This window comes from Streptomyces spinosisporus (genome assembly GCF_022698145.1).
GTDB classification, from domain to species: domain Bacteria; phylum Actinomycetota; class Actinomycetes; order Streptomycetales; family Streptomycetaceae; genus Streptomyces; species Streptomyces spinosisporus.
Genome location: NZ_JALDAX010000032.1, coordinates 36,759 through 54,890 on the forward strand (window position 1 = coordinate 36,759; position 18,132 = coordinate 54,890).

At 70.0% G+C, this 18,132-nt stretch carries 36 protein-coding genes and 1 pseudogene; 10 read left to right on the top strand and 27 right to left on the bottom strand.

Annotated elements, in window-relative coordinates; translation table 11 throughout:
* From MQN93_RS42175 to MQN93_RS42190, 4 genes are read right to left on the bottom strand one after another with little or no spacing between them, the layout of a single operon-like run.
* The gene (locus MQN93_RS42175; RefSeq protein WP_242713670.1) at positions 1–453 is read right to left on the bottom strand and encodes a hypothetical protein; all 453 of its coding nucleotides are present in this window, start codon (positions 451–453) and stop codon (positions 1–3) included.
* Entirely contained in the window at positions 450–680 is a 231-nt protein-coding gene (locus MQN93_RS42180; RefSeq protein ID WP_242713671.1) for a hypothetical protein, read from the bottom strand. The genes MQN93_RS42175 and MQN93_RS42180 overlap by 4 nt, the downstream gene beginning before the upstream one ends.
* Complete coding sequence (locus MQN93_RS42185) at positions 673–933, bottom strand: hypothetical protein (RefSeq protein WP_242713672.1); 261 nt, start codon at positions 931–933, stop codon at positions 673–675. Before MQN93_RS42185 ends, MQN93_RS42180 begins: the two co-directional genes overlap by 8 nt.
* On the bottom strand, positions 930–1,520 hold the full coding sequence (locus MQN93_RS42190; protein WP_242713673.1) for a hypothetical protein: 591 nt from the start codon (positions 1,518–1,520) through the stop codon (positions 930–932). The genes MQN93_RS42185 and MQN93_RS42190 overlap by 4 nt, the downstream gene beginning before the upstream one ends.
* Before the next feature lie 96 nt (positions 1,521–1,616).
* Between MQN93_RS42190 and MQN93_RS42195 the strand changes: the two genes are divergently transcribed.
* Genes MQN93_RS42195 through MQN93_RS42210 form a run of 4 tightly spaced genes read left to right on the top strand, consistent with a single transcriptional unit; the run spans position 1,617 to position 4,609 of the window.
* Positions 1,617–1,781 carry a hypothetical protein gene (locus tag MQN93_RS42195; RefSeq protein WP_242713674.1) on the top strand — a complete coding sequence of 55 codons (165 nt, stop codon included), beginning with the start codon at positions 1,617–1,619 and terminating at the stop codon, positions 1,779–1,781.
* Positions 1,781–1,972, top strand: coding sequence for a hypothetical protein (locus MQN93_RS42200; RefSeq protein ID WP_242713675.1), 192 nt, complete (start codon positions 1,781–1,783; stop codon positions 1,970–1,972). Before MQN93_RS42195 ends, MQN93_RS42200 begins: the two co-directional genes overlap by 1 nt.
* Positions 1,973–1,998: 26 nt before the next feature.
* Complete coding sequence (locus MQN93_RS42205; RefSeq protein ID WP_242713676.1) at positions 1,999–4,395, top strand: hypothetical protein; 2,397 nt, start codon at positions 1,999–2,001, stop codon at positions 4,393–4,395.
* Positions 4,396–4,405: 10 nt separating this feature from the next.
* Positions 4,406–4,609: a hypothetical protein gene (locus MQN93_RS42210; protein WP_242713677.1), complete on the top strand. Its 204-nt coding sequence runs from the start codon at positions 4,406–4,408 to the stop codon at positions 4,607–4,609.
* Positions 4,610–4,914: 305 nt separating this feature from the next.
* Here MQN93_RS42210 and MQN93_RS42215 read toward each other — a convergent pair whose 3' ends face one another.
* From MQN93_RS42215 to MQN93_RS42225, 3 genes are read right to left on the bottom strand one after another with little or no spacing between them, the layout of a single operon-like run.
* Positions 4,915–5,157, bottom strand: coding sequence for a hypothetical protein (locus MQN93_RS42215; protein WP_242713678.1), 243 nt, complete (start codon positions 5,155–5,157; stop codon positions 4,915–4,917).
* 16 nt (positions 5,158–5,173) lie between these two features.
* Positions 5,174–5,311: a hypothetical protein gene (locus MQN93_RS42220; protein WP_242713679.1), complete on the bottom strand. Its 138-nt coding sequence runs from the start codon at positions 5,309–5,311 to the stop codon at positions 5,174–5,176.
* 18 nt (positions 5,312–5,329) lie between these two features.
* Entirely contained in the window at positions 5,330–5,668 is a 339-nt protein-coding gene (locus MQN93_RS42225) for a hypothetical protein (RefSeq protein ID WP_242713680.1), read from the bottom strand.
* Positions 5,669–5,775: 107 nt separating this feature from the next.
* Here MQN93_RS42225 and MQN93_RS42230 point away from each other — a divergent pair, with 107 nt between their 5' ends.
* The 3 genes from MQN93_RS42230 to MQN93_RS42240 all read left to right on the top strand — a co-directional run bounded on the left by MQN93_RS42230 (position 5,776) and on the right by MQN93_RS42240 (position 6,825).
* Positions 5,776–6,000: a hypothetical protein gene (locus tag MQN93_RS42230; protein WP_242713681.1), complete on the top strand. Its 225-nt coding sequence runs from the start codon at positions 5,776–5,778 to the stop codon at positions 5,998–6,000.
* Positions 5,997–6,209 carry a hypothetical protein gene (locus MQN93_RS42235; RefSeq protein ID WP_242713682.1) on the top strand — a complete coding sequence of 71 codons (213 nt, stop codon included), beginning with the start codon at positions 5,997–5,999 and terminating at the stop codon, positions 6,207–6,209. The genes MQN93_RS42230 and MQN93_RS42235 overlap by 4 nt, the downstream gene beginning before the upstream one ends.
* Before the next feature lie 289 nt (positions 6,210–6,498).
* Positions 6,499–6,825, top strand: coding sequence for a hypothetical protein (locus MQN93_RS42240; protein WP_242713683.1), 327 nt, complete (start codon positions 6,499–6,501; stop codon positions 6,823–6,825).
* Between the two features lie 333 nt (positions 6,826–7,158).
* Here the strand turns inward: MQN93_RS42240 and MQN93_RS42245 are convergent, their stop codons facing one another.
* The 7 genes from MQN93_RS42245 to MQN93_RS42275 form a co-directional block, all read right to left on the bottom strand.
* Complete coding sequence (locus tag MQN93_RS42245) at positions 7,159–7,608, bottom strand: hypothetical protein (RefSeq protein WP_242713684.1); 450 nt, start codon at positions 7,606–7,608, stop codon at positions 7,159–7,161.
* 14 nt (positions 7,609–7,622) lie between these two features.
* Entirely contained in the window at positions 7,623–8,210 is a 588-nt protein-coding gene (locus MQN93_RS42250; RefSeq protein WP_242713685.1) for a restriction endonuclease, read from the bottom strand.
* A gap of 9 nt (positions 8,211–8,219) precedes the next feature.
* Entirely contained in the window at positions 8,220–8,423 is a 204-nt protein-coding gene (locus MQN93_RS42255) for a hypothetical protein (protein WP_242713686.1), read from the bottom strand.
* A 232-nt stretch (positions 8,424–8,655) separates the two neighbouring features.
* A complete protein-coding gene (locus MQN93_RS42260; RefSeq protein WP_242713687.1) occupies positions 8,656–10,668 on the bottom strand; it encodes an FtsK/SpoIIIE domain-containing protein in 2,013 nt (670 codons plus the stop codon).
* A 7-nt stretch (positions 10,669–10,675) separates the two neighbouring features.
* Positions 10,676–11,299, bottom strand: coding sequence for a plasmid transfer protein TraA (gene traA / locus MQN93_RS42265; RefSeq protein WP_242713688.1), 624 nt, complete (start codon positions 11,297–11,299; stop codon positions 10,676–10,678).
* 29 nt (positions 11,300–11,328) lie between these two features.
* Positions 11,329–12,222, bottom strand: a complete 894-nt coding sequence (locus MQN93_RS42270; RefSeq protein WP_242713689.1) for a hypothetical protein — start codon at positions 12,220–12,222, stop codon at positions 11,329–11,331.
* 70 nt (positions 12,223–12,292) lie between these two features.
* Complete coding sequence (locus MQN93_RS42275) at positions 12,293–12,589, bottom strand: hypothetical protein (RefSeq protein WP_242713690.1); 297 nt, start codon at positions 12,587–12,589, stop codon at positions 12,293–12,295.
* 144 nt (positions 12,590–12,733) lie between these two features.
* Between MQN93_RS42275 and MQN93_RS42280 the strand changes: the two genes are divergently transcribed.
* From MQN93_RS42280 to MQN93_RS42290, 3 genes are all read left to right on the top strand, one after another.
* Positions 12,734–13,003 carry a hypothetical protein gene (locus MQN93_RS42280; RefSeq protein ID WP_242713691.1) on the top strand — a complete coding sequence of 90 codons (270 nt, stop codon included), beginning with the start codon at positions 12,734–12,736 and terminating at the stop codon, positions 13,001–13,003.
* A 17-nt stretch (positions 13,004–13,020) separates the two neighbouring features.
* Complete coding sequence (locus MQN93_RS42285; protein ID WP_242713692.1) at positions 13,021–13,557, top strand: hypothetical protein; 537 nt, start codon at positions 13,021–13,023, stop codon at positions 13,555–13,557.
* A 62-nt stretch (positions 13,558–13,619) separates the two neighbouring features.
* Positions 13,620–13,826 (top strand): DUF6233 domain-containing protein, encoded by a 207-nt coding sequence (locus MQN93_RS42290; protein ID WP_242713693.1) that lies wholly within the window; start codon positions 13,620–13,622, stop codon positions 13,824–13,826.
* 245 nt (positions 13,827–14,071) lie between these two features.
* On the opposite strand, the gene MQN93_RS42295 is transcribed toward MQN93_RS42290, so the two are convergent.
* The 13 genes and pseudogenes from MQN93_RS42295 to MQN93_RS42355 all read right to left on the bottom strand — a co-directional run.
* Positions 14,072–14,353, bottom strand: coding sequence for a hypothetical protein (locus tag MQN93_RS42295; RefSeq protein ID WP_242713694.1), 282 nt, complete (start codon positions 14,351–14,353; stop codon positions 14,072–14,074).
* Complete coding sequence (locus MQN93_RS42300) at positions 14,350–14,745, bottom strand: DUF7736 domain-containing protein (protein ID WP_242713695.1); 396 nt, start codon at positions 14,743–14,745, stop codon at positions 14,350–14,352. Before MQN93_RS42300 ends, MQN93_RS42295 begins: the two co-directional genes overlap by 4 nt.
* Entirely contained in the window at positions 14,742–14,978 is a 237-nt protein-coding gene (locus tag MQN93_RS42305) for a hypothetical protein (protein ID WP_242713696.1), read from the bottom strand. The genes MQN93_RS42300 and MQN93_RS42305 overlap by 4 nt, the downstream gene beginning before the upstream one ends.
* Complete coding sequence (locus MQN93_RS42310; RefSeq protein WP_242713697.1) at positions 14,975–15,190, bottom strand: hypothetical protein; 216 nt, start codon at positions 15,188–15,190, stop codon at positions 14,975–14,977. Before MQN93_RS42310 ends, MQN93_RS42305 begins: the two co-directional genes overlap by 4 nt.
* On the bottom strand, positions 15,187–15,498 hold the full coding sequence (locus MQN93_RS42315; RefSeq protein WP_242713698.1) for a hypothetical protein: 312 nt from the start codon (positions 15,496–15,498) through the stop codon (positions 15,187–15,189). Before MQN93_RS42315 ends, MQN93_RS42310 begins: the two co-directional genes overlap by 4 nt.
* Positions 15,495–15,806, bottom strand: coding sequence for a hypothetical protein (locus MQN93_RS42320; RefSeq protein ID WP_242713699.1), 312 nt, complete (start codon positions 15,804–15,806; stop codon positions 15,495–15,497). Before MQN93_RS42320 ends, MQN93_RS42315 begins: the two co-directional genes overlap by 4 nt.
* A complete protein-coding gene (locus MQN93_RS42325; protein WP_242713700.1) occupies positions 15,803–15,967 on the bottom strand; it encodes a hypothetical protein in 165 nt (54 codons plus the stop codon). The genes MQN93_RS42320 and MQN93_RS42325 overlap by 4 nt, the downstream gene beginning before the upstream one ends.
* Complete coding sequence (locus MQN93_RS42330) at positions 15,964–16,383, bottom strand: DUF6085 family protein (RefSeq protein ID WP_242713701.1); 420 nt, start codon at positions 16,381–16,383, stop codon at positions 15,964–15,966. Before MQN93_RS42330 ends, MQN93_RS42325 begins: the two co-directional genes overlap by 4 nt.
* Positions 16,380–16,538 carry a hypothetical protein gene (locus MQN93_RS42335; RefSeq protein WP_242713702.1) on the bottom strand — a complete coding sequence of 53 codons (159 nt, stop codon included), beginning with the start codon at positions 16,536–16,538 and terminating at the stop codon, positions 16,380–16,382. Before MQN93_RS42335 ends, MQN93_RS42330 begins: the two co-directional genes overlap by 4 nt.
* Positions 16,535–16,909, bottom strand: coding sequence for a helix-turn-helix domain-containing protein (locus MQN93_RS42340; RefSeq protein ID WP_242713703.1), 375 nt, complete (start codon positions 16,907–16,909; stop codon positions 16,535–16,537). Before MQN93_RS42340 ends, MQN93_RS42335 begins: the two co-directional genes overlap by 4 nt.
* Positions 16,906–17,220 carry a hypothetical protein gene (locus MQN93_RS42345; protein ID WP_242713704.1) on the bottom strand — a complete coding sequence of 105 codons (315 nt, stop codon included), beginning with the start codon at positions 17,218–17,220 and terminating at the stop codon, positions 16,906–16,908. The genes MQN93_RS42340 and MQN93_RS42345 overlap by 4 nt, the downstream gene beginning before the upstream one ends.
* Position 17,221: 1 nt before the next feature.
* On the bottom strand, positions 17,222–17,392 hold the full coding sequence (locus tag MQN93_RS42350) for a hypothetical protein (protein WP_242713705.1): 171 nt from the start codon (positions 17,390–17,392) through the stop codon (positions 17,222–17,224).
* Positions 17,389–18,132: pseudogene (locus MQN93_RS42355) on the bottom strand (hypothetical protein); the annotation flags it as partial. The gene MQN93_RS42350 and the pseudogene MQN93_RS42355, both read right to left, overlap by 4 nt.

The window sequence follows — 18,132 nt, forward strand, 5'->3', positions numbered from 1 at the left end:
TCAGGCCTCGTACATGCCGTGGCGGTAGAGCTGCTTGACGATGCGGCTGGCCAGGTCGCCGATCAGGTAGCAGAACACCTCTTCGTTGTTGAGGTTGTCGTGGATCGGTCCGTGCTCGGGCAGCCAGTCCTGCTCGTAGATGGCGGCCGCGGCGTGGCCGACCTCGTGCGTGACGACGCCCGTCCCGAGCCGCTGCCGCCAGAGGCGGACCAGGGCTGCGGCCTCGGAGGCGGACTCGACCTCGCCGTCCGTGCCGATCGTCATTGTCTGGAAGGCGTGGGTGATGCCGTGGGCGTCGCCGAACTTCCCCGGCTCGCTGGTGCCGTTGCGGCGCGCGTACCGGTCGGCGGCTGCGCGCATGTCGTCGAGGCTGTCGTACACCTTCACGGTGACCGCGCGCTTCCGGCCTGAGTGGCGGGTCGTCACGCGGAAGGTGCAGGGGCGTGCGGTCACTGGCCACCGTCCACGAAGCCGCCCTGCGTGATCTCGGTAGCGCCCGCGAGGAGGCCCTTCTGGGTGATCCAGTCCATCGACTCGGACCCGCCGATGACGATGGCGACACGGCCTTCGTCGGTGACCACCTTCATGATGACGAGGGCGTCGGTGGGCATGTCGCTTTCGCCGAGTTCGGCGGTTACGCCGAGCGTGTCGAGTAGTTGACCGATCTTCTGCTCAGCCATCGCTGGCCTCCTGTTCGTCGTCGACCTCGATGTCGAACTCCTCGACCTCCGTCTCGACGCGCAGCATCACCATCCCGACCGGCGGCGGCACGTCCCCGTCGTCGCGGCGGATCCGGATTGGGGCGACGATCTCGTATCCCTGCAGCATGAGCCGGTCACGGAGGTGCTGGGTGAGGGCGGCACGGTAGCCGCCGTCGTGCACGAGCCAGGACGGGACGAGGGACTCGATGTAGTAGCCGGTGCGGGTCGTCACGCGTCACCGCCGTCGCGGATCTGCGCCTCTTCCGAGCGGACGGCGGCCTTGGCTTCGCGGAGCATCTCCTGGAGTTCGAGGTCCTGTTGGGTGACCTCGTGCACGGTCGCGTCGATCTTCACGGCGGCTTCGATGCCGGTGAGCTTCGCCCGCCGCTCACCGTTCCGGCGCCGCGACTCTTCGATCTTCAGGAGGCGGTCGACGGCCTGGAGGACGGGGGCGTCGTCCTCCATCGGCTGATTGGTCTCCGGGTGGATGATGACCTTGCCGTTGTTGACGGTGATGTGCTTCGCGTCGAGGACCTTGCGGACCTTCTCCTCCATCGCGTCGAGGCGGGCGAGTTCGGCGTCGAGGCGCTCCAGCTCGAAGTGGAGGACGGCTTTGCCGGGCTCTTTGATCACCGAGTTGAGTGCGCGTTGGACGGCGTCGTAGGCGTTGCGGACGTCGATGCCGAAGTGGGCTGCGATGCGCCGGTAGGTCCAGCCTTGGGCGCGGAGGTCGGCCGCTTCCGCATCGCGCTCGGCGGTTGCCAGGGTGCGGACGAAGCGGCCCTTGCCGTCGTGTGGTCGGTCGTTGTCGTGGGTCATGGTGGGCGCCTCCTCCAGCCTGTACCTTTGAATCGTAGGCCAGCAGGCCAACTGAGCTTCGAATCAAACGTCAGGCGGGTGGGCTTGATGGCACACATGAGCTTCAAGAAGCGCAAGGCACAGTTCGCTGCACGAGGCGCCCGCAACCCCGGAGGCCTCGCCTACTACGTCGGCGCCAAGAAGTACGGCAAGGCGGGCATGGCGCTGAAAGCCGCCGCGGGCCGCAAGAAGGCGGCAGCCAAGCGGCGCAAGGGGAAGTGATGGTCTCCAGCCGAGGCGGCAAGTATGGCTTCGTCTACCGCAGCAGGTTCTCCGCCTACCGTGCCCTGCGCCGCAAGGGACTGACCAAGCAGCGCGCCGCGATGATCAGCAACGCGGGCCGCAGCTTCCCCCAGCGCAGCCGTATGGCACGCAAGGCGGCGCGTACCCGCAAGATGAGAGGCGGCCGCTGATGCCGTTCCCTGCTGGCGTTCAGACCGTGACGATCGCCGCCCCGGCGAACGGCTACCGCACCCTCGACGGCGACTACCAGACCGGCACGATCATCCTGACTCCGTCGGTGCGGGAGGTGGTGTCGGCGGAGCACGGCATCATCGCCGTCGGCGAGGTCAACTTCACGATCGGCGCGTCCGGTTCGTTCCCGTCGAAGGCCGTCCTACCCAACGACGCCGAGGGGTTCGAGCCGGTCGGCTGGACGTACCGGCTCGACCAGCTGCTGTCGAACGAGAAGGCCCGCAGCTACAACGTGTCCATCCCCGCCTCGGCCGGGACCGTGGACTTGTCGACGCTGGTCGAGGTGGAGGCCTCGGACGGTGTCGTGGTGTCGGTGCCGGGCGGTGGCGGGCATGGGACGCCGTCGGACACGGTCGTCGACGAGGTCGACTACGGGCAGCCGGCCGAAGCGGGCGTGAGCACGACCTACTCCCGCGGCGATCACACGCACGGCACACCGGCCGCACCGACGGCTGGCACGACTGCGGGCACCTTCGCCTCGGGCGACGACTCCCGGATCGTGGGCGCCGCGCAGAAGGCGTCGAACCTGGCCGACCTCACGGACAAGCCCACGGCCCGTGGCAACCTGGGGCTCGGCACGGCGGCGACGCAGGATGTCGCCGCGTTCGATGCGGCGGGCGCCGCGGCTTCTGCGTTGAGCAGCGCGGCGGGCTACACCGACGGGAAGATCAGCGCCGAGGTCACCCGGGCGGACGGCGCCTACGATGCCCTGGGGGCTGCGGCTGGCGCGCAGAGCGCAGCGATCGCCGACGCCGCGGGCAAGTACCGGCCGCTGCAGCCCTGGGTGTTCGACGTCACCGCCGCACCCTACGGCGCGAAGGGTGATGCGAAGGTGGTCGCCGACGGCGCGATGACGTCCGGGTCGACGACCCTGACCAGCGCGACGGCCAGCTTCCAGCCTGGCGACGTCGGCAAGGCCATCTCGGTCAAGGGCGCGGCCATCAACGGTGTGACCACTCTGGTCACGACCATCGTCGCGCGTGTGAGCTCTACCCAGGTGACGCTTGCCGCGTCGAATGCGTCCGGCTCGAACCTCACCGGCGCGGTCGTCATCTGGGGCACGGACGACACCGCGGCCATCCAGGCCGCCGTGGCCGCCGCCGAGGCGTACCTGGTCAATCACACCTACGCGCAGGTCTACTTCCCTCCACTGCCCTTCGTTGCGGCGGGCTCCCTCAACAGCAGCAAGAGCGGCAACGGGCAGATCGTCTTTGGCCCGTACGCCATGAGCGGCGACCAGCGCACCCTGCACTTCGCCGGCGGTAGCATCGGCGCCCCGGTCCGGTCCTGGCTGCAGACCGTGCCGCTCGCCTCCGGGGCCTGCATCATCTCCCTCGGCGTGTACGCGTCGACCAGCGCGCAGACCGCCGATATCAACGCCCACGGCAACCCGGCCGTGATCTGCGGCCCGAACGAGGGCTCTGGGTACGGCACGGCCGCGAACTTCAGCAACATGCTGGCCGCGATCACGAACCTGTCGATCGTCACCACGCACAGTTCGTTCGGCCTGACCTACGGGGCCGCGAACTTCTGGGGCTGCGCCAAGACCCACATCGACGGGCTGTCCTACGGCACGGCCGGGACGGTCGCCAGCCCCTCGACGGACTACTCGTCGCCCGGGGTGTTCGGTACCGGGCTTTCGGTCGGCCTGCTCCTGTCGGCGCCCGGGAACAACGACTACGTCAAGGTCCCGGACGTGTCGTGCAACGGTGGCTACACGTACGCCATGTTCGCGACCGAGCACATGAAGATGGACCGCTTCATGTCCCTGTACGGCTGGGCGGGGATCGTCATCGTCGGCACCTACGCGGGCAGTGTGGGCAGCGTCCACGCGATGAAGATCGATTCGGCGTCCATCGAGAACTGCGTCAACGAGGTGTACATCATGGGTGCCGGGTCGGGCGGCATCGGCCCGATCGTCCACATCGACCAGCTCAGCACCGAGTCGTCGACGCCGAACATCGCCGGGCAGGCCGCGCACATGGCCGCCGCGCGGGGGAAGATCTGCTGGACGGGTATCTTCGCCGAGTCCGGGCTCACGCACGACAATCCGACCGGCATCGTGTCGGAGGACGGGCAGGCCGGCAGCGCGGTCCGGGAGATCAGCGCCTCGGCCACGGCCCGGCCGATCGACCGGGTGTTGAAGGTTGACGCGGCCGATGGGGCGGTGACGGTGAGTCTGCCGTCTGCGGTGTCCAACCTGGTCGCCTACACGATCGTCAAGGCCGATGCCTCAGCGAACGCGGTGACCATCGATCCGTCCGGCGGGGAGACCATCAATGGCGACGCCACCCGCGACCTGGCCGCGCAGTGGGACGCCGTCACCCTGCGATCTGACGGCAGCAACTGGATCGCCGTCTAGGAGGCCCATCATGCCGAACCGCTGTCCTGCCACAGACACCATCGATGTTGAAGGCGCCGGCCTGGAGTTGCAGTGCGTCCACTGGAGCGACGATCCGGCTGGCCGCCATGTGGGCGATCATCTCGTGCATACGCCGCCGGCGATGGGCGACGATCACACGTGGCTTAACGAGGATCCGCTCACGGAAGAGGAGGCTGCGGTGCTGGGGCGGTAGCCTTCCGGCACTGCGCGCAGGGGGCGCGCCTGTTGGGGGGTTTGTGGTGGCCGGTTGTCGGGATTGTGAGACGTGCACGATGCCGGGGATTACGCGGCTCGGGCAGAACTGGGCCGTGGGGTTCATGCATTTGATGACGTGCGGGATCTCGTGGTTGGTGAAGCGGGGTGGGATGCGGCATTGCCCGCAGTGCAGGCATCTGCGGTCGCGTCATCTGCGGCGTGCGGATGGGTCGTTCATCGACTGATGGCTGCATGGCAGAGGCCCCGTTCCCGGGTGGGAGCGGGGCCTTCTGCTGTGCGAGGTCAACGGGTGAACTCGTATACGCCGCCCATGTCGGGGCCGCTGTAGTAGTCGTTCGCCCCGATCTGCAGGATGACGCGCAGCGGGTTTCCCGCGCGGTCGGTGGTGTCGTACTCCTGCAGGGTGTCGCCGAGCCTGCGGCAGGCGGCGAGGTCGCGTTCGGCGTCGCGGTGGCTCATCTGCTCCCAGGTGGTGTTGGTCTGGATGTCGTAGAGGGTGACGGCGTCCTTGGTCAGGGTGAGCATGGGAGCTCCTCTCAGGTCAGGCGTTGCGGTTGAGTCGTGCGGCGAGTTGGAGGGCGCCGGCGTGGACGAGGCCGGTCCACACCGTGCCGGTGCGGGTGTCGAGGACGTACCAGCCGGAGCGGGCCTTACGGACCTGGTAGCGGGTGGCGGGCATGGGCTGGGCTCCGATCGGTCAGGCGGCCAGCGCGAGGCGGGCGGCGGCGACCTTGTAGGCGGGCTTCCGAGGCTTGTAGGTGGCGGCGAGGATGGCGACCTGGCTCCGGGTGTAGCGGTAGCCGTGACGGGCGCGTCCGGCTTTGAAAACGGTGCAGGCCTGGCCGTCGATGCCGAGCTTCGCGGCGGCCTTACGGAGGGATCCGGCGACGCTGCGAGCCTGGCTGGGGGTGAGTCCGGCGGCGATGGCGTGGGTGGCGAGGGATGCGCGGCCGTTCTTGCGGATGCGGGATTGGGCGTTGGTCTGCTGGCGGCGCTGGCGGAGGGTGGCGCGGCGGGTGCGGTTCGACTGGATCATCTCGGTTCCCCTCGTTCCTGGTGTACGTACACCGTAGCGCGAGGTGTACGTACACCGCAAGGGGTTCGGGCCTACCGGTGTCAGTACACCCGCGATACCGTGGACCCATGCCGAACGCCCCGAAGACTAAGCACCGTTCAGTCCGCATCGAAGACCAGGACTGGGCAGACCTCGCCGCCCGTGCGCCCGGTGGCGACCGCGCAGCCGTCATCAAGGACCTGGTGCGCTGGTACCTACGACGCGACGGTGCAGAGCTACCCGAGCGCCCGTTCGCCCCTCTGCCACCCGACTTCGAACCGATCAACACCCTGATGCCGGAGTCCACCTCGTGAACCATCGCCCGTACCCGAACGCCGGCCGCGCCTACCACCAGCTCGCCCGCCACGCCGACGAGACGCCGCCGCGCGCCGAGCCTCGGCCGCTGTCGCCGATGGAGCAGACGCTGGTCGATTACGCGAGGGCGGCCGTGCAGTCGGCGGCCCCGGCTCTGGCCACGCTGGTGAGGGCGATGCGCCCGGCGAGCAGCGAGGAGACCGCATGAGCGCGTGGTGGTCACTCGCCCTCAGCGCGATCACCGCCTACGCAGCCGCTTGCGGAACGTGGGGCAGCCGACCGGGCGCCCCCAAGTGGCTGCGCTGGCCGCTTCGGATCTGGGACCGGGTGGTCCGCAGCTTGCGCCGCCCACGGCCAAGCGGTGGCACTCTCCCCCACAGCACGCGGAAGGGCCACCCGATGGTGCTCAGCCCGGGCCGCCAGATCACCGACCCCGACGAAGCCGAGGCATTGGGACTGACCGCAGACGCCCGCCGCATGCGACGAGGAGAAACCCCATGACGTCGCCAAACCTCACACCTACCAAGCGTATCGGCGACCCCCGATGTGGCTCTCGCGACACTGACGACAGTCCGAGCTGCGGTGCGCCAGCCACCTGGCATATCGCATGGCGCCTCGCCCCGCTCGCCGAGTTCTCACTCATCTGCGACGAGCACATGGCACAGGCGCAGCGCACCTTCGTCTACGAGGACAGGCACCCGGCGGACGTAGTCTGCGACATGCCAGGGACGGGCTGGGCGATCGGTAGCCCGAGCTACTGCACGCTGCCTTCGGATGACACCGACCGCTCGTTCCTGGCTTCGAAGGAAGCGCCCACCACCTGACGAGGGCCCCGCCCGGAACTGGCTTCCAGGCGGGGCCGCATCATGAGGCGGCGCCCCTCACGTCCTCGGAAGACCAGGAGCGCCGCCGTCGGAGCGACCGTTACGAGGAAGCCGTCGCAGCTCGACCCGATCCCCGTCGCGCGCTGCGAACACGCGGGTGCATCACGATCGCTCCGGCCTCCGACCGTAGGCGCGGCCGGCGCGCGCGTCAGTCACCCGAACGAGTGACACCGCCCCCGGGCACGGCAAAGGCCCCGCCATCCACGGGGGGAGATGGCGGGGCCTCGTTATGCCGGGCGCTACCCGGCGTGAGCCTCCAGTGTGGCACGGGGTTCACAGCTCTGTGTGGTTCTTCCCTCCCCAACGCGCATGCTGGTGCACCTCGTTGTGGATGTTCACCACGCCCCGCCCCCGCAGGCTCCCCACGGCGAGGAGCAGGCCGAGCAGAATCGCCATCCCGGACGTGCCCATCATCGCGATCCCCGCGGCGAGTTGCCCGGCACCGAACCCGAGCCCCGCCCCGGCCGCACCGACCCCGACTCCCCCAGCGAACATGCGCTGCGCCACGGGGTCGATGAGCGGCTGCGGGGTGAGATCCCGCGGCGGCGTAGGAGCAGCAGGCAGCAGCGACGACTGACGCACAGGGATCGACCGGCGCGGGTCGTAGGGGTCGGCGACGTACACAATCGGATCGACCTCGTCGTACAGCTCGACGGCGCCGTGCCGGACCGCGGGCTGCCCGAGCTGGGCGTAGCGCTGGTACTGCTCAGGCAGCGCAGACATCTCATGGTCTCCGTTCAGTTCCAGGGCGCGGCGTGCTGGTAGCCACGCGCCCACATGTCGAGGCGGGTGTTGTCGAGGAGTGCGATCCCGACCCGCTTCGCGTACGCCTGCGCGGCCTGCGTGAAATGGGAGGTGGTGACGATCGCGGCGTGGGCGCAGGAGTGGGCGTCGCGGTAGGTGCCGTTGACGATCTGTACGTGCTCGTTGCCGACGCTGTTGCCGGGCGCGTACCGCTTCGCCTGGATCATGCCGGGGCGGCCGTGCGGGTCGGTGTAGAGGACGTCGGCGCCGTGGTCGTTGGCGCCGCCGACGACGCGCACGTTGCGGCAGCCGTCGCGGGCGCAGAGGTCGGCGAGGTAGTGCTCGAACTCGGCGGGGCTCATCCGGTAGGGGTCCGCCGCCGGGAGCGGCTTGCGCCAGCGGACGCGGGCACCGCGGTAGCGAACAACTGCGGCGAACACGAGCACCCCTGCGAACACGAACAGGGCGAGAACACCGAACACGGGGTGCGCGGCGATCCAGCGGGCCGCGGTGAGCACCAGGACGATGACGATGGCGGCGACGGGCAGCCCGTTGGATGGGCGGCGCTTGGGGGCGGGCATCGGGTTCTCCTAGACGTGAGTGTTGGCGGTGAGCCAGTCGGCCGCCCACCGCAGCGGCCGGGTGGCGAGGTAGTCGACGCCGGCCGCGGTGCAGATCACGGTGACGGCGACGGGGGTGGGCCAGGTGCTGCCTGCGACCCAGAGCACGCCGTAGCCGGTGGCGGCGTGGCAGAGCCACCGGACGGTGTCGACGATCAGTGCCAGGGTCTTCACGGGGGGCTCCTCGGGCCTGCTGTTCGGTGGGCTGTGCGGCGTGCTGTGCGAGGGGGTGTTCCTCGCGCGCGCGTATAGGGAAATCGGCGGGGCCTGTGCGACGGGCTGCACAGGCCTGTTCCGTTGTTCGTGCTGGTCAGTGGGGTGTGCGGTGCTGTGCGGTGCTGTTTCGTGGCCTGTACGGCCCCGGGCCGGGCCCTGTGCAGGACCTGTTCCGGGCTGTTCGTGCAGGTCAGGCAGGCTGTGCGACGTTGATCTGGTAGACGCCGGTGTCGTCGGTGAGGGACAGGACACCGTCGCCTTCGAGACGCCGGAACTCGCGGCGCACCCACGACGCGGACTTCCCGATACGCGGCAGGAACGGGTACACGTCGGCCGGGGCGAAGGTGAGCTGGCCGCGGTCGACGAACTCGTTGAGGATGGCCTCCAGCTCGTCGAGGGCCTCCTCCCGGCTCTTCTCCCCCACCGTCCCGCCGGGCTGACCAAAGGGCACGTCCAGGCCCGGCGGGACGGGCGACAGTTCACGGTCGATGTCGATAGGGATGTCCGCGTACTCGGGGTCGGTGGCGTGCAACGCCATGTCGTCGGCGTCCAAGTCGGCGTCTGTCGTGGCCTCTCCGGCGGGCCGCTCGGCTGCGGCCTGCTCCGCGCTGTCGTACCGGCTGCGCTTCGCGTAAGCGGGGCCCGCTGCGGCCGTGGTGACGGGCCCCACGTCGGGGGCGCGCACCGTGCGGTAGCGGGCGATGGTCTCCGCGGCGACCTGCTTGTCCATCAGGTACGTGCGGGTCGGCGTCGCGAACCGTGCCTCGTCGAGGCCCGCGGCCTCCCAGTAGGAGTAGCCGGGCTTGTTGTTCTTCCACGCCTCGGGGCGGGCGCCGGCGTCCATGGTGTCGTCGGACAGGGCGAACCCGGAGTCGGTGGCGCTGTTCGTGCCGAACACGCCTGCTCCGCCGATGTTCGCCCGGACGTCGGTGTCCATGCTCGTGTGGGAGGAGCGCTGCAGGGAGAACACCAGGCTGATCCCTGCTGAGCGGGCCTCCTGCGCGATCGGCGCAAGGTCGACGCCGTCACGGAACAGCTTGGCGACCTCCTCGAACCACACGATCAGGTAGGGCATGTTCAGGCGGGCGCCGGCCTCAGCGGTCCACTGGTCGTAGCCGTGTTCGCCGAGCTGGTTGGCCCGCGCGGTGATCACGTTGGGGAGGACGTTGATGACGGCCTGGCACTCGGACATGGACAGGGCAGCCCAGTCCGCGCCGGGCAGGATCGGCCCGAACGTCTGCGCCCCCTTGCTGGGGTCGAGGAGCCACAGCACCACGTCGCGGCGCGTCATCAGGTCCACGAGCGCGACCCGGCCGCCCTGCGACTTCCCGGCGCCGGTCATCCCCATGACCTGGTAGTGCTGCGCGTTCCGGCCGGTCTCCTCGTCCCCGTTAAACCAGATCGCGCAGACCGGGCCGTCCTCGTAGATCCCGACCGGGACGGGCGCGTCGGCGATGCTGCCGCCCGGGCAGGACGGGCCGGGCCACGGGGTGGGCTCCTTCAGCATGTCCTCGGGCACGATCACGTACTGGCCACGGCCGGCGTCCTCGGGATCCTTCTCCCAGCGGACCGCGTTCTCCGGCACGCCGAGGGCACTGGCGAGGCCCTTCGCTGCCTTGGCCGCGTCGTCGTGGGTCTGCTTGCCGCGGTCGAGTTCGACCGGGACGGTGACCTTGTTCGGCTCGACCTTCGACGCCCGGGCCTTGGCCCGGGCCAGGCCGATCTTCTCGAACAGCCCTTCCTTCAGCTGGTCGCCGCTGGCCTGCGTGTTCTCGTTTGTTCGCAGCGCCCGCTTGACCGCCCACGCCAGGGCGATCGTGGGGCCGCCCATCAGCCACGAGTTCACCGCAAGCGTGGTGGTGGCGCCGCCGATCGCCGCGCCCGCGAACCAGGACGACGCGCACGCGGCGGTACCGACCGCCATGGCGAGACGCTGCCGCTTCAGCCCGTGCTCAAGACCGGCCCACCAGGTGGTACCGGTGATCCCGACCGCGGACAGAGTGAGGAACGCACTGGCCACGGCGGAGCCGCCCCACTGCCAGTGCGCGGCCGCGGCGAGCGGCCACTCGGCCAGCCACACCGCGAACGGCCCGGAGTGCTGGATTGCCTTGTCGGACAGGAACGTGACCAGCCCGTTGTGCGGCCGGGCCGGGGCGAGCTCCGGCTGACCTGCGTGTTCGGTCTGTTCGCGGCGCGCCATCATCGTCGTCTCACGCTCCGAAGTTCATGGGCCTGCGGGCCTGCTTGCGGGGGCCGCCCATGGCGTCGAGCCACGGCTGGTACTCCCGCATGAATGCCGGCCAGGTCCGCGCCGAGTGCGCGGACGCGGCCTGTGCTGCGTTCGCGGCCCGCTTCAGGGAGCGGGCGGTGCGGTTGGCCTTCATGTACATCTGGCCGCGGGACTCGCCCTGCGGCGGGGGCACCTCGCGCAGCACGGCGCGCAAAGCTTCGTGGGCGTACGCGAAGTCCATGGCGGCCTGCCGCATGGCGCGGCGGCCGCGTTCGGCGAAGGCGCGGACGTGGCCTGCGGAGAGGAACTCGGCGTCGCCGATCGGGGAGGACTTGGACCACTGGCCCTGCGCGCCCCCGCCGTCGTTGCCGCCTTTGTTGATGTGGATGTGGTACTCGCGGGTGTTGTTCTTGGTGCGGTTGGTGGTCTTCTGGCGGCGGGCCTGCTGGCGCTGCTTCTTGCCTTGCGCCTGGTAGTTGTTACGCGGGACCCGGGGCGGGATCCACTCGGCGCCGGATTCGAGGTCGATGCGCGTGTGGCTAGCCCGCTGCTGCTCCCGGTAGCGGCGGTTGTTGGCTCGGTTCGCGGAGCCGTTGTCGGCCATGTGGCTACTCCTGTCGGGTGGTGGGGCGGTCAGTTGTAGCCCTGGCCGTGCCGCCGCTGGCGACGTACGGCAGCGGCGACGCTGGCCCGGTTCGCGGTCGGCATGGCGGCCATCACTGCGGCGACGGCGTCACGGTTGTCCGGGTTGTTCGCGACGTGCTCGCGAACGAGGTCGGCCATGCTCGGGCCGGTGTTCGCGGGGGCGGGGCTGGTGATGGCCTTGTTCGCGACCTGCTCGCCTGGGCTGTTCGCGGCGGCGGAGAGCACGTTCGCCGTGGTGTTCGACTGCTCGCTGTTCGCGTTCGCCGGCTCAGCCGGGCGGACGGGAGACGTGAGCGCGAGGGGGGTGCGGCGCTGAAGTGCGGCCTGCTTATCGAGCCGCTCCAGTCCGATCTCGAAGTCGGCCTCATCGCGGGCGACGGTGACGCTGGCCTCCGTGCGGATGTGAGCGATCCGGGCCTGAGCGCGCGCGTGCATCATGGCCACGCTATGCGCGGAGTCCCGCAGCTCGGTGTGGAGTTCGTCGCGCTGCTCGGGGGTGGGTTCGGTGGGGTCCTTCATCGCGGCGAGCGCGAACGCCCACACGATCTTCCCGACGAGGACGACGAACGGTCCCGCGATCGCCTGCGGCCGGCCTCCGGCCTCGTGGCCGTGGATGACGAGGAGGAGGGCGACACCGAGGGCGATCAGCCAGCCGGCGGCCGGTGCGGCCCACCGCTGGCCGGCGAGGGTGATGCCGCGGTACTCCGCCCACAGGACGGTGACCCAGCCGACGTCTCCGGCGACGGCGACGGACAGGCCGAAGAGGCCGCTGTGCATGAGGTCGGTGATGGCGTAGCCGGACCAGATGAGGGAGAGCACGGCGAGGAGGCGGGCGCCGTGGAGGATGGCGGGCGGCTTGTCCTGGGCGGGCTGGGTGTTCACGGTGCTCCTCCTGGAGCGAAGTGCCGCGCCCCGGCCGGGGGATGTACCGGGGCGCGGCAGTCTGCGGGGGTCAGGCGGTGGGGCGCGGGAGGGCGCGGCACTTCTCCGCGTGAGCCTGCGCCCAGTTGGTGGCCTCGCGCTTGACGTACGAGTCCATGCGATAGCCGCTGCACGTGGGGTCGTAGCTGAACGGCCACGGCTGCGCATGCTCGGGGCAGCCGGAACAGGTGCCCTTGATGCTGTGCTCGCCATCGATGAGTTCGACGATGGCGCCCACTCCAGTCTCGTACCGGGCGATCACGTCGTCCGGCCACGGCTCGGTGGCGGGGCTGGGCTGCGCCTGCGGCGTGCTTGTACCGTGTGTCACGGCTGTCCTTCCTGTTCACGGCAGGTTGGGCGAGCTGGCCCCGGCCGGTGTGTGAGAGCCCGACCGGGGCGTACTTCTTGTTGCCAGCTTCAAAGTAACGGACCCTGTTGCCACACGGCAACAGGGTCAGACAGGATGGTGCCCATGGGCGAGGCTGAAGGAGGGCCGGACATGGTGTCGTTCCGCGAACTCGCGCGAAGACTCGTTCAGGACGGAATCGTCGAGACGATCTCCCACCAGCGCCTGTCGAAGATCTCGCGCGAAGACCCGGACTTCCCGCCCGTGGTGAAGATCGGAAGCTCGAACGCCGTCGACTACCGGCTTGCCGCGCCCTACTTCCGGAACCGGATCACGCGGCCGGGATGGAGAACAGACATCAAAGGACAGCCTCCATCCAGCGCGCCCGAGAGGTAACCGAGAGCGAGGCCACCATGAAACCCAAACCCATATGCCACCTCCCCGACACCCACCCCGCCTACCGCCACTACGCCATCCACCTCAAACCCCGGCCCGGCGAACTCTGGGCCGCCACCAACCGCGGCGCAGTCCTCAACTCCGACTGCGGCTGGGATGAAGAGATCCGCAACTCAGACCGAATCGGCAACCACCGGTGGGCCGCCCGCCACTACTTCGACTTCAGCACCGCCCGGAAGCTGGCCGAGAAGGCCGCGCCTGACGTGATCGTGAACGGGCGCACGGCCGCCGAGCTCGCGGGCGGGAAGGTGACGGCCCGGGACGACCCGAAGCTGTGCTGGTTCGACCCGAAGTCGACCAAGTACGACCAGCACCCCCGGCGCAGGCGTGCGGGCGAGTGGCAGGCACTCTGCCGCACCAGGGACGGCCTGTGGGTCCTGAACACGTGGGACGACAAGGACAACGACAAGCACGAGTACATCGACGATGCTGCTGCGGTGAAGTGGCTGACGTGGAACTTCCACCGGCAGGCGGTCACGCGCTGGTTCAACTAGGGCTCGCGCGCGACTGTGCCCCCGTCTCGACGAGGCGGGGTCCTGCTGCTGTAATCCCCCGTATGCCGCCACCGACCCGCTTCAAGATCGTGCACCGGGTGTCGGGTGGCGGCGAGGAGTACGCGACCGTCCACCAGACCGGCTGCAAGACAGAGTCGGGTGAGGTGCGGTGGGTCGACGTGCACGAGGCCTTCGTGGCGCTGTCGGACGGGGTACCGGGATGCACGTACTGCCGGCCGGAGGTGGAGCTCGGTCTCGACGTGGGCTGAGCGGCGGCCGTACGGTCGTGGCGTCACAGCGGGAGGCGCCCCTGACGGCGAAAACCCCGGCCCATAAGGGTCGGGGTCTTCGTGCGCCCGTGAAGCGATCCGGGCCGAGTAGCACTGCCGGGCCGCGAGCCAGGTTGACGACGGGGCAGCAGTCCGAGGGTAGCGCCAGGGTGTGACAGTGCCCGCCCGCCGGGCCCGGGCTGTTGCCCTGCGCAGGCTGGATGGCCTGGCAGGCGGGACTGGTTTCAGGATGGCATGCCGGGGGCCGTGTAGTGGGGCCATCCGTCGGGGACGGGTACGACGAGGGGCACGGTGGTCTCGACGGGGTGCGTCGCGTCTTTCTCGATGACGGTGCATTTGATCTGCTGGCCGCCGTCGGGTGCGTCTTCGACGATGGCGTCGTGGGTGGAGAGCACGGCGAGCGGGTCGAGCCCGTTGGCCTTGAGCCAGTCGCAGACGGCGTCACGGCGGCCCTGGCTGCAGTGGAGGCGCCAGATGGTGGGGTTGGAGATGAGGCGGGCGGTCACTGCGACTCCTTCGGCGGGAGTGGGGCGACGATGACGCGCTCGGCGCCGACCATGTCGCAGAGTTCTTCGATCGGGTTCTGGTGCTGCCACGCCCCGGCCGGGAGCGGGGTGACGGGGAGCTGATCGCCGTGCTGGCGTTCGGTGTCAGCGAGCCAAGCCATGAGGTCGGGGGCGTCGATGTCCTCGGGCGGCGTCACGTCCCTCAACTGCGGGTGCTGGTCGAGGAGCGCGGGGCCGCATGCCTCGGCGGCGCGGGGCAGCTGGTGGGTGAAGAAGTTGTCGCCAGTCATGTGGTTGGCGATCTCGTAGATGCCGTCCATGTGGCGGCGGGAGAGCAGCCGGCCGGTGGTCATGCTGAGGATATCGGCGAGGGGGAAGAGGCGGCTGGTCATGGCATCTCCTGCGGTTCGGGGGTGTCGGTGCGGTCTTGGATGGTCTCGTAGCCGTCGCCGGGTTGGCGTGGGAGCCAGCCGTCGCGAGCAAGTTGAACGAGGGCGTGGGCGAGGAAGTTGCGGCCATTGGGGGTCTCTGCCCAGGCGTCGAGCATGGTGGCGCCGTCGGTCGCGGAGTCGAGTGCGCCGGGCGGGAGGCCCTGGGCAGCTGGGGGTGTGATGCGGCTGGTCATCGGTTCTTCCTCCGTGTGGCGCGCGCTGCGGCGCGGCGGGTTGCGCGGTTGACGGGCGGCGGCGGGTCCAGTTCGCGCCAGCCGAAGGGGCTCTCACCGTCGTCGGTGTCGACGACGACCTCGTTGGTGACGAGGACGGCCTCCTCCAGCTGCAGCGGACGGTTCAGGCCGCGGTCGATGACGCGCTGGGATCGGGTCTGGCGAGTCGTCATGCGGCGCTGCTCCTTCGGGTGCGGGTGCAGTCGGCGCCGTGGACTTCACCCTTGGACGCGGTCCAGAACTGGCAGCACGGCGTGAGCGGTGGCGCGTCGGCGCCGGCCTCGCCGCGTGCCTGCTCGTGCGCGGCGATCTGCCGTTGGTGGTCGGCGTTGAGGCGGGACGCGCACCACAGGAGGAGTGCGGCGGAGTAGAAGCCGAGCAGGCACAGCCAGCTGGTGTGCACGGCGAAGTACACGCCGGACGCGGTGGATCCGGCGGCGATGGTGAGGCAGATGAGGGAGTCTCTTCGGCTGTTGGTCATCGGGCGCGCCTTCCTGCGGCGAAGCCCCTGGCGTAGGAGTCGTCGTCGGCCGCGGGCCGGATGTTGATCTCCATGCCGGTGTTCTGGCTGCTGCTCTTCCTGTGGCGCCTGTTGATTGCGCGAGCGAGGTGCAGCATGCGCTCGTGGCGGGCGTCGGTCTCCTGGATGGTGGCTTCGCGGTCGTACTCGCTGTCCGCGAAGTTGTCCATGATCTCGGCGAGGGGTAGGGCGATGTCGGGGTGGATGGTCCACATGCCGCCGCGGAGCTTGTTGGCGGCCTGGTGGATCTCGTCGGCGGGGTAGATCACAAGTACTCCTGGCTGGCGAGTTGCACGGTGGTCATGGTGTCGGTTGCTGTGGCGGTGAGGCCCTGTCCCCACAGGTCGGTGAGGCGTCGGTCGTCGGGTGGTGGCTGGTCGGAGTCCCAGGCGTAGGCGGGGAGGTCTTCGGTGGCCCAGTACGCGGTCACGGCTTCCCCTTGGCCTGATCGGCGGATGGAAGGATCGCGGCGTGCAGTTCGGCGAGCCGCTGGTCCCACCAGCGGGACATGAGCGTGCCGAGCGGCGGCGGCCCTGCCTTTACCCACCGCTCATAGAGGGTGATGACGCAGCTGACGTCCCGCTCGGCGGACTGGTGGAGGGCGGCGAAGACGCGGGTGGTCGTCTCGCGATCGGTCGCTCCGGTCGCTTCGGTTGCTGCCGGGCCCGGCGCCTCGCCGTGCAGCAGGTCGTCGGCGGCGCTGGGGTTGGGGCAGTCGAGGCGGGAGCAGGTGACGTAGCCGCCGTTGCCGAGGAACAGGGACGCGCCGCGGCAGGCGGGGCAGCGGCCTTTGACGAGCGGGTTGCCAGCTGCGGCCGGTGCGGTGGAGGCGGGCAGGTCGGTCACGGGGTCTCCTCGGGCTGGTTGGCGGTGGCGAGGCGGATGGTGAGCGGCAGGTAGGCGATGGCCAGCAACGCCCGGTAGCGGCGGCGGTGTTCGTTGTCGTGGGCGGTGGTCAGCCAGTCCTGCCAGCAGGCGGCGAGCCAGCGGAGGACGGTCACGGCTGCTCCTCCTTGAGGTGCGTGAGCAGCGCATCGATGTGATCGCGCGCCGCGACGAGGCGGCGGGTGAGGAGTGCCGCCTCCCGCTGGCCACCGGGCAGGGGATCGGCCATCGGTGTGCTGCCTTCCAGCGCCTGCGAGATCAGGTCGGCGGGGTCGAGGTTGAGAGCTTGGGCGCAGGCGATGAGGGTGTGGACTTGGATGCGCTGCTCGCCGCGTTCGATGTTGGCGATGGAGGCGCGGGTGAGGCCGACGGCGTCCGCCAGGTCCGATTGCCGGGCGCCGCGCTGTTGGCGTGCGGCGGCGATGTTGGCGCCGATGGCTTTGTAGAGGTTGGTGATGGCGGCGGTTGCCGCGACGAGGTCGGTCATGCGGCTTCCTTGTGGGTGTGGTGGTCGGTGCGCGCCCACGACGGGACGGGACGCGCTGTGCGCCCGTCTGCGGGCCGTTCAGGGACCTCTACGACGCGAGAGCCGCAAGAGGCCCCGCGAGGCGCCTGGAGCCGCCGCCACGCCCCGCGGCAGCCGCGCCAGACGGAACGGGCCGCCCACCACACGACGATGACGACCGCGTAGAGGATCAGTGCGGCGACCGCGCTGACGAGGACGACCCAGACGCACAGCGCCCAGCCGAGGGTGATCAGAGTGTCGATGGCTTCGACGAACAGGTCCGCGGTACTCACGTCAGCCCTCCCCGCACACATGCTCGTCGGGGGCGAAGGGCTGCCCGTCCTCGTCGTGCAGGACCAGTTCGCCGTCCTCGGCGTCGTACCAGCCGTCGCCGGTGGCACCGCAGGCGCCGCATTCCCAGGTGCCGGCGAGGCTGATTCCGGTGAATCCTCCGCTGCTGCTCACGCGTCGGTCTCCTCGCCGGTGTCGGCCGCCGCAGGCTGCTGCGGGACGGCGCGGCCAGTGCAGGTGACCTCATCCGGGTTGCGGGTCACGCGCTCGCCAACAAACTCGCAGGGCGGGCGTCCGCAGCAGGAGCTGATGCCATTGGAGCCGGGCAGTGGCACGGCGTGCACGGGGCTCGGCGCCTCGGTCTCGGGCTGCTGCGCCTCGGTGTCTGCCGCACGACCGGCGGTAGGCTGCATCCCGGCGAGGATCTCCACGAGGACGGTGCGCACGGTGGCGGCGCCGACGTCCTCGGTGGCGCTGTCGCCGTCGCCCCGGCTCCCGTCCATGCGGGCGAGGACCTCGCGCAGAACCCGGATGTGGAGCTCCTTCGGCGCCGGTCCGACAGCGGCGGTGCGCAGCGTCTCGGTGTCGGGCTGCTGCTCGGTGTGGCATGGGCAGGTGCAGGGCGCGGCGCAGAACTTGCACTGCGCGGGCTTCTTCAATCCGGCGATCCCGTCGACGTTCGCGCAGTAGGCGTGCTCGCCGTGGAGGCAGCCGGTCGACAGGTAGACGTGCCCGGGCTGCTGCGCCTCGGCGGCCATGGCGCGCAGCTGCGCGGAGGCGTCGCGGCAGGGCCGGAACTTGTCCGGCTCCAACACGCCGTCGTTCTTCGCCTGCTGGGTCTCGCGGTCGATGGCGTCGGCTGCCTCACGCAATGTCTCGGCGCGGATCGCGGCCCGCTGGTCGCCGAGGACGGC